Origin of the sequence: Rhodococcus sp. IEGM 1306 (assembly GCF_036541985.1) — a bacterium.
Classification (GTDB): domain Bacteria; phylum Actinomycetota; class Actinomycetes; order Mycobacteriales; family Mycobacteriaceae; genus Rhodococcus_F; species Rhodococcus_F qingshengii.
Map to the genome: position 1 here is coordinate 473,294 of NZ_JAZHFF010000003.1, position 12,353 is coordinate 485,646.

The following is a 12,353-nucleotide window of genomic DNA, read 5'->3' on the forward strand; positions in this document are numbered from 1 at the left end:
CCGCATGAGCCACGACGCCAACGGTTCGAAGGTCGTAGCGGCTCACCACCGGGGGCGTGGGAGATGGGACGAGAACAGATCCGGCATTGCGTCACTGCAACGGTCGGGGAATACCGCCTCTCGCTTTTCCAGAAACGCCGCGATACCTTCACGAACGTCAGCCTGAGCACCGCGAGCATTGATTCCGATGCTCTCGACGCGATGCGCGACCATGGGGTGTTCGACTCCCAGCATGCGCCAGACCATCTGACGCGACAGGGCAACCGATACCGGCGCGGTGTCATGGGTCAGGCTGTGAGCGAGCGCCGTCGCCTCCCCGAGAAGATCTTCGCGCGAATGCAGTCGGTAGACCAACCCGGCCGAAAATGCTTCCGCGGCAGTGAAGATCCGTCCGGAGTAGATCCAGTCGAGGGCTCGCTGGAGCGGAACCAGTTTCGGCAGCAACCATGACGAACACGACTCGGGCACGAGTCCTCGCCGATTGAAGACGAAACCCATCCTGGCGTCGTCGGCGGCCAAGCGAAAGTCGGCCGCAAGAGTCATGGTGATGCCCACGCCGACGGCCGGTCCGTTGATGGCCGCAATGATCGGCTTCAGTGAATCGAACATCCGCAGGACGACGCGTCCGCCGCCGTCCCGACGTAGATCGACACCGTTCGCGTCATTTCCGTTCGACTCGGCGCTCCATTCGGAGAACGTCTCTGCTCCCGAGGACAGATCTGCCCCCGCGCAGAACGCACGGCCCGCTCCCGTCAGGATCACCGCACGCACAGCGTCGTTCGCGTCGGTGGCGTCGAACGCTTCGATGAGCTCGTTTTCCATCGTCGTGGTGAATGCGTTCAGCTTGTCCGGTCGATCAAGGGTGATCACGGCGATACCGTCTTCGATACTCATCGATATGTGTTCCACAGGTCCCTCTTTTCTCTTGGTGGCGATTAGCGAACGATAATCGCCAGTTCTGCCCATATACGCAGTTCAAGGCGGTGTCTTTCCATCAGGTGTGTCCCGCGACTGTTCGGCTCTAAGCTGGGCAGGACGCAGGCACCGAGGAAATGAGAAGGAACCGAACAATGAGTGGGGCGAAGACTGTCGTTGTCCGGCAACTCATACTCGATTCCGCTGTCCGAAACATGAACGAGCGCGGCTATCACGGGACGTCCATGCGAGACATCTCCGCCGGCGCCGATCTCACTGTCGCGTCCATCTACCACCATTTCAAATCGAAGCAGGAAATACTTCAGGAAATCATGATTCGGGCGCTGCACGACGCCAACAGCATGACCCGTAGTGCACTGCTGCGCTCCGGCGGCGATCCGAAAGACCAACTACAAGCACTCGTCCGCGCTTGGGTCATGTTCCATACGACCAGGCGCGAAGACGCCCTCGTAGGAGCGACCGAATTGCGCAGCTTGGACGAATCGGGGCACCGTCTGGTCGTAACCCTGCGTGACGAGCAGGAAAGCATGTTTCGCGACGTCATCGAGCGCGGAATTGAAGAAGGTACTTTCCACACTCCATTTCCCCGGGATGCCGTGCGCGCCATTATCAACATGGGGCAGCAGGTCTGTGTGTGGTGGCGCGCCGACGGACCGATGAATGCGGAAGATATCGCGTCTCGCTACTGCGCATTGGCGACCGCGATGGTCGAATCAAGCTGAGCTGGGCGACACCTCCGCCGAGAAGGGCTGAAAGCACGTAGGGCTGCAACGCCGCAGGGCCGAAGCCACGAAATGCCGTCGATGTGCGAGACCAGCGCGCCTCGACGTGCGTCCGCACACCCACTGCTCGAATTGATATCCCCATTCCTGAGATCTACATCACTGACGAATCATCATCTCAGGCGAACGATCGTTTGGCAACAGATTCCGGAACGCACGGCACACGCGGAGAAATCCGCTGCAAAAGTGCACTTTTCTCGACTATTGACATTTAACGATCGTTAGGTCAATGATGGCTCGCAGCCGAACGATCGTTTGGCAAATTGGAACGAAGGAGTGCGGGCAACATGAGCACCTCCGCATTGCCACGCGAGACACTGCGCACCTCGCCGACTGCCTCGAGGTGGACGCCTTCGCCACCCGAATGTCCGAGCGCCTCCCGTAGGGCAACGATGGCGAGATATGACTTCTCGTATCGAAGTTCGCACTTGCACTTGGATATTGCGTCGCCTGCACACCGAACTTGCCGCAACTCACGTCCTGACCGAACTCACCTGAACGACCCCACAGAGAGCGAATCGCGATGACCAACAACACCGAATCTGCGGTGGAGCGCCCGGGCAGATCTCGGCGCGCGTCCTTTGCAGCCGCGATCTCCACTTCCCTGGAGTGGTACGACTTCTTCATCTACGCGACTGCCGCTGCGCTCGTGTTCAACTCGACGTTCTTCGCCACCGACAGCGAGGTGGTCGCTGCAATGAGTTCGTTTGCCACCGTCGCAGTCGGATTCATCGCCCGTCCCATCGGTGGAGTGCTCGCCGGTCATTTCGGTGACCGGTACGGACGAAAGCCCGTGCTCGTTGCCGCCGTGGTTCTGATGGCTGTGGCAACCTCCTTGGTCGGTTTCGTACCCAATACCAATGTCGTGTGGCTTGCCCCGGCCATCCTCGTGACGCTGCGAATCTGTCAGGGCTTGGCCGTGGGAGCACAGTGGGGCGGAGCCGTATTGCTTGCCACCGAGAACGCACCGGCAAACCGCCGCGGGCTCTTCGGTAGCTTCGCCCAACTCGGTGTTCCGATCGGTGTGGTGCTGGGCAATATCGTGTTCCTGGTTCTGACAGCAACTCTCGCGGCTGATTCGTTCCTTTCGTGGGGATGGAGGATCCCGTTCTGGATCAGCTTGATCATGCTTCCTGTGGCATTCCTCATCCACCGCTATCTCGAAGAGACGCCCGAGTTCAAAGCGCTCGCTGAAAAACTGGCCGAATCGCCGGTAGTTCGGAAATCCCCCATCCTCGAAGTTCTCAAGAAAAACCCGGGCACCGTCCTCGCTGCAGCGGGCGCCAATGCCATCGGCGTGATTTTCTTCTACACGATGATCACCGGGTCGGTTCAGTTCGCGACCACCTACCTGGAGATACCGCGGTCGACGGTCCTCACCTACATCCTGATCGCATGCGCAATACAGATTCCCCTGGTTCCGCTGGCGGGATACCTGTCCGACCTCTACGGTCGCAAACTCGTCTTCGGCCTCGGCACCGCAGCCATGATGCTCTGGGGTATCCCGATGTGGCTGATGATCGGTGGGTCCAGCCCGGACACGATCTGGCCGTTTGCCGTCGCGGTTATCGTCGGCGTGGTGGCAATGTCCCTCCAAACCGGTACGCAGGGAACGCTCTTCGCTGAACTGTTCCCACCGGAGATTCGATTCTCGGGCGCTTCACTCGGCTATCAGATCTCCGCAATCATCGGAGGTTTCGCTCCGATGATCATGGTGATGCTGATCAACGGCAATCCGGACAACGCATGGAAAGTCGGTTCCTTCCTCGCCGCTGCCGGTGCCATCGGATTGATCTGCCTCTACGTGATCGTTCGCCGATACTCCGGACGCTCGCCAGTCGTAGGCACACGAGTGGAGACTGCGAACGCTCAGTACGCATCGTGATTCAACCGGGGGTGAGTGGTCTCGATGCCACTCCCTCCCGGTTTTCGGGCACGAGAAATGACTGTCGGTCACTGCCGATAAAGTGACCTCCAGACGTCGACGTGTCCTTCGTCGACCGGGAGCGCAGGTTCGAGGGGTGTGTCGGTAGCGGTGGCAGTGGAATCTTCGGTGCTGCTCGAGTGGTACTCCGATACGGCCCGTGATCTGCCGTGGCGACGCGAGGGCGTCAGTGCCTGGCAGATCCTGATGAGCGAGATCATGCTCCAGCAGACGCCGGTGGTGCGTGTCGCGCCCATCTGGGAAGAGTGGGTGCAGCGCTGGCCGGTTCCGTCGGCGATGGCGGCGTCGAGTCAGGCAGAAGTGCTTCGCGCTTGGGGCAAACTCGGTTACCCACGACGCGCGCTGCGGCTTCACGAATGCGCGGGCGTCCTGGCTGCCGAGCACGGTGACGTGGTGCCCGAAGATGTCGACATCCTGCTCTCGCTGCCGGGGATCGGTTCCTACACCGCCCGCGCCGTGGCGTGCTTCGCCTACGGACAGCGAGTGCCGGTGGTGGACACCAACGTACGACGCGTTGTCGCACGAGCCGTCCATGGCAACGCCGAACCAGGCAATCCGTCCAACACACGCGACCTGGCCGATGTCGCGGCGCTGCTGCCGCGGACGCGAGCGCGCGCAGCCACCTACAGCGCAGCTCTCATGGAACTCGGCGCACTGATCTGCACTGCGCGGACGCCGAACTGCGAAAACTGCCCGTTGCCGAACTGCGCCTGGGTCGCTTCGGGCAAACCGGCACACACCGGACCGCCGAAGAAGGTGCAGAAGTTCGCGGGAACCGATCGCCAGGTACGTGGAAAATTGATGGCCGTTCTTCGTGAGAGTCACCGTCCGGTCGAACGCGCGCAACTCGACATCGTCTGGCCGAACGATCCGGGTCAGCGTGACCGCGCACTGCATTCCCTGCTCGTCGACGGACTGGTCGAGCAGACGGATGACGGCCTGTTTGCGCTGGCCGGAGAGGGTACGGCTTAACCGACTCGCATCGGGTTGCATTCTTCGGCTGCGGGTTCGTCGGCCTGAGGCGGTGCGACGTCCGGATCAGAACGCCGCAGTGCAGCAGGAACGGCAGGTACCGCCGGGTCGCAAGGGGTCCGAGCCGGAATCGGTAGGGCGGCGCCGGGCGGAGGTCCACTGGTCGAGGTCGCCGGCTCCGCGCCGACGTTCGGACGATCGGTGGACACCGCGCGCGACCCGTCTGGAGACAGCGCGATCAGCAACCCCGTCAGCATGAGCAGAAGTGGCAGGACTATTGCCGCCGCCCACCGGATCCTGTTGACGGGCCGGACAGCCATGCCGCCACCGGACCGAACGTCAGCTCCCCGATCGGCCGCCACCAGCGCAGCGCCAATCGCGAGTTGGGTCCGCTCGCCGAGAAACAGGAAGCCGAGACCTGCCAGTTCAGCGGCTTCGGCGGACGGCTGCCGAGACTCTTCCTTCACGAGCATCGCGACGAGCATCTTGGGCACCGGGTCTCGTTCGGCGACGAGGAGGTCCAATGTCGCAGCAAATGTCGAGCTGTCTGTAAGCAACTCGGCGGTGTCGTAACGGTGCGCCGAGTCCACGACACCGGCACTCGGGTCGACGGCCGCGATCACGGTCTCACCGCCGTCCGGCCAGAACACGAGAATCGGCGAAACACCATTCAGAGCGTCGACCGCCCGCAGGTAGGCGAGCCGAGCGTCGAGACCGTTGACCAACTCCACGTTCTCGAAAGAACTGGAGGACAACGAATCCGGAACGAGGTCACGCACGTCCGCACGCTCGCACACAACCCCGACGACTGTGGGACACAGATTCGAGCGCAGGGCCCGGCCGGTGGCGACCTCGGCAGCGGACGCGAGCGCGCGTGCCGACGCTTGCGGAGAGGGAACGGTCCCGTCTGCACCCCAGGGGTGACGGAACTCGTCGATCGAGCCCAGAAGGGGTGTGTCCGCATCTACGAGAGCTGTTGAAATTGACTCGTTTTCGAATACAACGCCCAGGCTTTCACGCACTGGATCCTCCATAGACTGTTGCCGTTACGGGTGCTGCCATCACTGCGAAGCTCTATCAGAACGTCAGGCCATCGGCCGCCATTGCACCTGGTTCCAGCACCACGTCCACCGGCGCTCGGCCGTCGACCGTGACGCGATACGTCCCCGGTAACAGTCCGAGAAACGAGAAGTGACCCTCGAACGGTGTCACTGTCCGCGCTGTCGCGTGCCCGCATTGATCGATACCGATGATCGCCACTGTCTGCGTGGTGCCGGACGTCACCAGACCCGAGATCTGCCCGTTCGCAGCTACCGGATCCTCCTGAACCGTCTGTCCGTCGACGGAATTTCCTTGTGGATCACACACTCCCGGTCCAGTCGACACGCGCACAGTGACGTCGTTCGACCGCACGCGAACCGCACCACTATCGGCAGTGACCACTACTGCTGTCGGTAGACCGTCGGTATCTTCCCGCTTGCCCGCAATCATCGTCGCAGTTCGTGTGAAGAATCGATCCGCTTCCAGATCCCCTACCAAGCACAGTAACCCGGCCTCGTCGATGTCCGAGCCGACTCCGCAGTAGTCCGGCAGGGACGGCAGAGTGAAACCTCGGGGCACCTGAAGTTGTACGACCACGTCCGAGAGCGATGCGCCCCGGACACCGATGTCGACGACGTACGTCACCGGATCACCCTCTCGGACAATCCCGTTGGACGGTCCGGAATCGAGGCCGGGGCCGTCGGCTGGATCGAAAGGCGGTGCACCGTCGATGGCCGTCAACCCGACGGTGAAGGCAGGCGTGAACTCTCCCTCGGCTGCCAATCGAACATCCGACTGCGTCGGAAGCACACCGAGCGCAGCAGCGCCGACCACCAGAGCTCCGGTCACGACAACGACGCCGATACCTCGCACTCCTCTCCGCCACGCCCTCGGTCGGAGTCCGACGACAACGGCCTTCGACCACACCTCTGACAGACGAGTTCTCACGACGCTCCTTTGAAGTCTGACTCTCGGGGCTCCCGACAGGCACTCGCGGCCACATTTGGCGAATCCCGAGCTACGTTCAATAGAAGTCGCTCGATGGCCGCGAAAGCCAATGGTGACGGCGTGATTGTGCGGGTGAACTTCTCTCACCCAGGGTGAAGTCCCGGGTGAATTGCCCGGGATCGCACGCTCTGGATTCGCACCAGCTACGCTCCTCCCTGTAGATAGATGGATCGAGACAATCCGCCCAAACTCTTCAATTACTGCGGGGCGCGAAAGCAGAAAGGGTCCGCGCTGATGTTCGGGATGGACGGCCATGACTGGGCAGCTATTCCCGAAAGGCGCACTCTCGCGACGTCGATTCCCCGGCAGGCACTGTTCTCGAAACTTGACCGGCGCGCCGCGCTGACCATCGTCCGTGCACCGAACGGTCACGGGAAATCGTCGTTGATCGCATCGTGGCTGCGCGCTCATCTGGCATCCGAACGAATACTCGTCTGGGTCTCGGCCCCACAGCCCTCGTCGACTCTCGAAGATTTCTGGGCCATTGTCCTCGATCGAATCCATGCCGCCGGAATCGCACTGCCCGACATCGACGATCTCGCCGATCCTTTCACCGCTGTCGCCAAATCCCTGAACGCCCTCAGTCGCCCCGTGCTGCTCGTGCTGATCAGGCCGGATCTGACAGCGGAACCAGAGTTGGACGATCAGCTGATCGAACTCCTCACCCTCTGCCACAATCTGGACCTCGTGGTCACGCTCTCGGGCTTCGGCATGTTCTCCGAGCCGTACCTGCTCGACACCGACCACGAGGTGATAAGTGCGAGTGAGCTGTTGTTCACGACAGCCGATACCGCCCATTTGCTGGAACAGGCCGGCGTACAACCGACTGACGGTGATTCCGAACAAATCACATCCTTGACGGGAGGACTGCCCGCGCTTGTTCGCGTCGCCGTTCCCGCCGTCCGCGTCTCCGGCACCGGCACCGGCAACCGCGGGCAGATGATCGAAAAGAACATCGCGCGGGCGATAGACGATTACGTGAACAATTCCGTTCTCACCACGGCCGAGCACGTGAAGCAACTCGAGTTCCTGCTCGCGACGGCCTTTGCGCGATCGATCACCGTCGACATCGCCGCAATACTGTTCGAGTCCCAACGCCCGGACGCTGCCGAGACCGTTCATCAGATTCGCGCGCGCCTGGCGATACTCGAGACATCCGGATTGGTGTCGCGGGTCGAGACCGAAGCAGAAGAAACCTGGGAGTTGCCGCCCGCAATTCGTCGATCGATACTTGCGCGCCACACCCACGCTGGAATCGATCCAGCGCAACGTCTTTCGTTCCTCGCGCACAATCGACTCGACAACGGTCATCACGCGTCAGCACTGGACTACGCTGTCGAGGCAAAGAACTGGACACTGGCAGTAGACATCGTCGAGCAACACTGGGTGACGATGATCGTCCACAACCTGGACTCGGTTCGCTCTGCCCTCCAACGGATTCCGATGGAAGCTGCCGACAAACACTCTGCTGTGGAGGCGGGGCGCGCTCTGTTCACGATGCATCCGAGCGAGCGCTCGGCGGTCGTCGACTTGCTACCCGAATCGCCGACCGAACTGTGGGAGCTCGGCAGCGAGGCCGGCGCGAAGGACGCCTTGAGCATTGCCTGCGTTCAATCGATCATGCTCAGGATGGCCGGCGAGTACGGGCTCGCAGCAGAAACCACCAGGCGCCTGTCTCACCTCAGTCGCAGTGCGCTGGAGAACAACCCGGAAGCCGTCAGCGCGCAACTCCCTCTCATGCGACTTCAATGGGCGATCAATTTTCAATTGAGCGGCAGGCTCACCGAATCCACGATCAAGGCCCGGATGGCCTACCACGGCGCACTGTCTCACGGAGTCGACTTCATCGCTCGCAACTCTGCGGGCAGTGCCGCACTGAATTGGGCGCTGGCGGGTGAACCTCGCCAGGCCGCATACTGGTTCGAGCTCGAGCAAAAGCACCCGGACCCTGGCGGTTGGCTGGAACCTGTGGTCAAGATCGCCGGCCTCACGGCACGGGTGCTCGAGGCCCTCGACACACTCGACTTCGACGACGCACGCGGGACACTGACCGAACTCGGTCTACCTTCCGACACCGAGGAACTGTGGGCATTCGTCATCTATGCGCACTGCCAATTCGCCTTGACCTCCGGCGACCGAACATCGGCACTACTGTTGCTCCACAATGCGATCGAAGCGCATTCCATGCAGTACACGGCTTCCTCTTTCGCGCTCCCGCTGCTGCAATCCGCCGAGATCGATCTCCTGCTCGCTCGCGGAGAGGGAAACAAGGCCGCAGCACTGGCCAAGGAGATCATCGATCCCGCGACCAACCCGTGGACCCTCACGTCGGTGGCACGCCTACGACAGCGGATCGGCCAGAACGAAGCCGCGGTCGCCCTGTGTCACCAGTTCGACTGGTCCGGCGAGTCGTATCCGCGAGCACAGATGGAATCGCTTCTGGTGCAAGCGGTTGCACACTCCGAGTTGGGTGAACCGCGCCTCGCGGCGCAGGAATGGTCCAGAGCGTGCAGTATCGCGGATCAGACCGGACTTCTGCGTTCGTTCGCGACCATCGCATCGGCTGATGTCGAGAAGCTCGAATCGATGGCGAAAACGAATTCGCCCGCACTCGCCGAGTTCGCGAAAAAGCGTCCTGCTGAATCCTTTCCGGAGATCGTTCGCATCGTCGAGCTCACCGAACGCGAACAGAAGGTCCTCTCACTCCTGGCACTGGGAATGGGGTCGGCCGCGATGGCGGACAAACTGTACGTGTCCGTCAACACCGTCAAGACTCAACTACGTACCCTCTACAAGAAGCTCGACGCGCACAATCGAAACGAAGCGATCACGAAGGCACGTCAGCTGCGCTTGCTGTAGTCCCGGTTCGGATCTGATTCGGACTACATTCTGTAGGCATGAGCACCGATACCTGCGTCTTCTGCAAGATCGTCGCACTGACCGAGCCGGCAATTCTCGTTCACGAGAGCGAGACGACTCTCGCATTCCTCGATGCCCGACCGGTGAGTCGGGGACACACTCTGGTGGTTCCCAAACGCCATGCAGAAAACCTCGATGCTCTCGAAAGCAGCGAGGGCGCTGAGATGTTCCGCGTCGGGACGCTCATCGCCGGAGCCCTTCGCCGCTGCGACATCGCCGCTGACGGAGTCAACTTTCTGGTCAACGACGGTCGCGCCGCGGGCCAAACCGTGTTCCACTCGCACCTGCACGTCGTCCCACGCCATCGCGGCGACAAGGCTAAGTTCGCTGCCGGACTTCTGGCCAGAAGAGCCGTCGAACTGGAGCAGGTGGGCGCGTCGATCCGCAGTCAACTCACTGTCTGAAGGAACTCCGTCACCACGTCACGGTAACGCTGCGGTTGATCGTCGTGGACCAGGTGACCTGCATCGGCAATACGTACGTACCGGGTTTCCGGCCTCTCGGCCATCTCACGCATCTGTCCTTCCGGGGTGATGGTGAACTCCCCCTCGATGAGCAAGGTCGGCACCTCGATCGCCTTCCACTGATCCCAGAAATGCCGCGTACCCCACTCCTCCGAGATGTCACGAAAGGTCGACACCTCGCCGTGCAGGTACCACCCGTCGTCGCGGCGGTCGAAAGAGTCGAGAAAGTACTGGCCGGCGACGGGGCCGAAGAATTCCTTCATCGCGTCCTCGGAAGCGAACGGCTGCGGCCACGCCGAGATCATCTGAGCCCAATCCGCCGCGGTGCGTCCGCGAAAATCGGGAGCCATGTCTTCGAGGACGAGGGCACCGACCTTGTCGGGGTGCGCGGCGGCGAAGCACCAGGCGTGCAGCGCCCCCATCGAATGCCCGATCACGATCATCGGACCCTCGACGGAAGCAACAGCAGACGCCAGGTCCTCGACGAATGCCTCGGTGGTCAGTTCAGCAGGCGCAGGCCTGCCGTGACCGGCGGCGTCGAAGGTGTAGACGTGGCCGAACTCGCGGATCCACGGCACGTGGCGACGCCACGTTCGTGAGCTGCCCATGAGGCCGTGCAACAACAGAATCGGTTGTCCCGTTCCACCTTCGTCATGCAACACGAGTGTCACGGTACGCGGTGAAGGTACGCGGGTAATGTCGCTTGCATGGCAGTCGTGAAGATCAATGCAATCGAGGTCCCCGAGGGCGCCGGCCCCGAACTGGAGAAGCGCTTCGCAGCACGCGCTCATGCAGTCGAGAACTCACCGGGCTTCCTCGGATTCCAACTCCTCCGCCCCACCGCAGGTGAGAGCCGCTACTTCGTGGTGACGCAGTGGGAGTCCGAGCAGGCATTCGCCGATTGGCGTGACGGCCCTGCCCGCGAAGCACACTCAGGTGAGCGCGCGAAGCCTGTCGCTTCGGGTGCGTCGTTGCTGGAATTCGAAGTTGTCCTGGACGTAGCCGCCAAGAGCTGATTTCGTGGATTGCGCTCGCCGCGGCGAGCGCAATCCCTGCTCAACTCGGCTTCACGCGTTGACACGGTGCGGGCAGTAGTGCAAAAGTTCGCATGTAAACGCGATGGTCCGACAGGAATCCGGTGAAAGCCCGGAGCGGTCGCGCCACTGTAATTCGAGGTGAAGTGTCTTTTCGGCACGACCATTTCGACAGCCAGACACTTCGGCCATCGCATGGACCTAGGGGACGCGAAAATCCCAGGAGGCTTCGATGGCTCTCGCCTATTCTCCCGATACGTCGATCGACTCGACTCGTCTGGCTTTCCTTGCCGCTGCAGTAGTGCTGTTCGCGATGCTCGCTCTCTACCTGGTCGGATTCGACCAGGGCGCTATCTCTCGCACCGGTATGTACATGCATGAACTGATGCACGACGGTCGCCACTTGATGGGCCTGCCGTGCCACTAGTCGACAATTTCACGAAGCTTCTCATTCGTGGTTTGTTGGCTGGTTTGATCGCGGGCATCCTTGCCGGCGGAGTTGCGTTCGTGCTGGGTGAACCGCACGTCAATGCTGCCATTGCGATCGAAGAAGCCAACAGCGCCACCGGTGAGGCTGCCGGCGAAGCCGCTGGGCATTCACACGGGGACGAAGAAGAACCACTGGTGAGCCGCGACGGGCAGCGCGCCGGGTTGTTCCTGGCCACAGCGCTGGCCGGACTGGCACTCGGCGCGATCTTCTCGGTCGTCGCGAATTACGCGCGACGACTCACCGGGATGTCCGGACCGTTGTTGGCGATCACCATCGCCGTCGGCGGTTGGCTGGCCATCGAGGCCGTGCCGTTCTTCAAGTACCCGGCCAATCCGCCTGCCGTCGGAGATCCGGACACCATCAATCAGCGCACACTGCTGTGGCTGGCCGCCGTGATTCTCGGACTGCTGTCCGTCACCGCAGCGGCAGCGGCAGCAAAGGCAGTTTCCGGACACGAGTTCCTCAGTGTGCGCATCGCTGCTCCGGTGGCTGCGTTCCTGGTGATCGTCGCGATCGGTTACGTCTCGCTTCCCGGCATCAACGAGGTGGGTGAAGATTTCCCGGCAACTCTGCTGTGGGAGTTCCGGCTTTCCTCGCTCGCTACACAGGCGACGCTGTGGCTCGTACTCGGATTGGCATTTGCCTTCCTCACCGAGCGCGCGACCAAGAACGCCGACGTGGCGAAGAAGTACGCCCTTCGCTGAACCTGCTGTGCGCCTTTATTAACCGCCCGCGGTTAATAAAGGCGCACAGCAGTTCTCG

At 61.8% G+C, this 12,353-nt stretch carries 12 protein-coding genes and 1 riboswitch; of the genes, 8 read left to right on the plus strand and 4 right to left on the minus strand.

Features of this window, described 5'->3' with window-relative positions; genetic code table 11:
* Positions 1–42 precede the first annotated feature (42 nt).
* On the minus strand, positions 43–894 hold the full coding sequence (locus V3587_RS11740; RefSeq protein WP_411742236.1) for a crotonase/enoyl-CoA hydratase family protein: 852 nt from the start codon (positions 892–894) through the stop codon (positions 43–45).
* A gap of 176 nt (positions 895–1,070) precedes the next feature.
* Between V3587_RS11740 and V3587_RS11745 the strand changes: the two genes are divergently transcribed.
* The 3 genes from V3587_RS11745 to V3587_RS11755 all read left to right on the plus strand — a co-directional run bounded on the left by V3587_RS11745 (position 1,071) and on the right by V3587_RS11755 (position 4,635).
* Complete coding sequence (locus V3587_RS11745) at positions 1,071–1,658, plus strand: TetR/AcrR family transcriptional regulator (RefSeq protein WP_283376498.1); 588 nt, start codon at positions 1,071–1,073, stop codon at positions 1,656–1,658.
* Between the two features lie 583 nt (positions 1,659–2,241).
* Complete coding sequence (locus V3587_RS11750; protein ID WP_095970860.1) at positions 2,242–3,603, plus strand: MFS transporter; 1,362 nt, start codon at positions 2,242–2,244, stop codon at positions 3,601–3,603.
* 150 nt (positions 3,604–3,753) lie between these two features.
* The gene (locus V3587_RS11755) at positions 3,754–4,635 is read left to right on the plus strand and encodes an A/G-specific adenine glycosylase (RefSeq protein ID WP_124568945.1); all 882 of its coding nucleotides are present in this window, start codon (positions 3,754–3,756) and stop codon (positions 4,633–4,635) included.
* Here V3587_RS11755 and V3587_RS11760 read toward each other — a convergent pair.
* Together V3587_RS11760 and V3587_RS11765 are read right to left on the minus strand one after the other, a co-directional pair.
* A complete protein-coding gene (locus V3587_RS11760; RefSeq protein ID WP_283376497.1) occupies positions 4,632–5,657 on the minus strand; it encodes a hypothetical protein in 1,026 nt (341 codons plus the stop codon). The two genes, V3587_RS11755 and V3587_RS11760, sit on opposite strands and share 4 nt — an antisense overlap.
* Positions 5,658–5,712: 55 nt before the next feature.
* The gene (locus tag V3587_RS11765; protein WP_283376496.1) at positions 5,713–6,624 is read right to left on the minus strand and encodes a carboxypeptidase-like regulatory domain-containing protein; all 912 of its coding nucleotides are present in this window, start codon (positions 6,622–6,624) and stop codon (positions 5,713–5,715) included.
* Positions 6,625–6,849: 225 nt separating this feature from the next.
* Between V3587_RS11765 and V3587_RS11770 the strand changes: the two genes are divergently transcribed.
* Positions 6,850–9,543, plus strand: a complete 2,694-nt coding sequence (locus tag V3587_RS11770; protein WP_283376495.1) for a helix-turn-helix transcriptional regulator — start codon at positions 6,850–6,852, stop codon at positions 9,541–9,543.
* 38 nt (positions 9,544–9,581) lie between these two features.
* Positions 9,582–10,007: an HIT family protein gene (locus V3587_RS11775; protein ID WP_283376494.1), complete on the plus strand. Its 426-nt coding sequence runs from the start codon at positions 9,582–9,584 to the stop codon at positions 10,005–10,007.
* Here V3587_RS11775 and V3587_RS11780 read toward each other — a convergent pair.
* Positions 9,992–10,729 (minus strand): alpha/beta fold hydrolase, encoded by a 738-nt coding sequence (locus V3587_RS11780; RefSeq protein ID WP_095971015.1) that lies wholly within the window; start codon positions 10,727–10,729, stop codon positions 9,992–9,994. The genes V3587_RS11775 and V3587_RS11780 overlap by 16 nt on opposite strands.
* Positions 10,730–10,774: 45 nt before the next feature.
* Here V3587_RS11780 and mhuD point away from each other — a divergent pair, with 45 nt between their 5' ends.
* From mhuD to V3587_RS11795, 3 genes are all read left to right on the plus strand, one after another.
* A complete protein-coding gene (gene mhuD / locus V3587_RS11785; protein WP_007726927.1) occupies positions 10,775–11,083 on the plus strand; it encodes a mycobilin-forming heme oxygenase MhuD in 309 nt (102 codons plus the stop codon).
* An 87-nt stretch (positions 11,084–11,170) separates the two neighbouring features.
* Positions 11,171–11,308, plus strand: a riboswitch (cobalamin riboswitch).
* Between the two features lie 25 nt (positions 11,309–11,333).
* Positions 11,334–11,528, plus strand: a complete 195-nt coding sequence (locus V3587_RS11790) for a CbtB domain-containing protein (RefSeq protein WP_003945915.1) — start codon at positions 11,334–11,336, stop codon at positions 11,526–11,528.
* Positions 11,519–12,295 (plus strand): CbtA family protein, encoded by a 777-nt coding sequence (locus V3587_RS11795; protein ID WP_095970854.1) that lies wholly within the window; start codon positions 11,519–11,521, stop codon positions 12,293–12,295. Before V3587_RS11790 ends, V3587_RS11795 begins: the two co-directional genes overlap by 10 nt.
* The last annotated feature ends 58 nt before the right edge of the window (positions 12,296–12,353 follow it).

Coding starts and splice junctions, on each gene's coding strand:
- V3587_RS11770 (WP_283376495.1), top strand. CDS start 6,850: ATGGATCGAGACAATCCGCCCAAACTCTTCAATTACTGCGGGGCGCGA.
- V3587_RS11775 (WP_283376494.1), top strand. CDS start 9,582: ATGAGCACCGATACCTGCGTCTTCTGCAAGATCGTCGCACTGACCGAG.
- V3587_RS11745 (WP_283376498.1), top strand. CDS start 1,071: ATGAGTGGGGCGAAGACTGTCGTTGTCCGGCAACTCATACTCGATTCC.
- V3587_RS11750 (WP_095970860.1), top strand. CDS start 2,242: ATGACCAACAACACCGAATCTGCGGTGGAGCGCCCGGGCAGATCTCGG.
- V3587_RS11740 (WP_411742236.1), bottom strand. CDS start 894: ATGAGTATCGAAGACGGTATCGCCGTGATCACCCTTGATCGACCGGAC.
- mhuD (WP_007726927.1), top strand. CDS start 10,775: ATGGCAGTCGTGAAGATCAATGCAATCGAGGTCCCCGAGGGCGCCGGC.
- V3587_RS11790 (WP_003945915.1), top strand. CDS start 11,334: ATGGCTCTCGCCTATTCTCCCGATACGTCGATCGACTCGACTCGTCTG.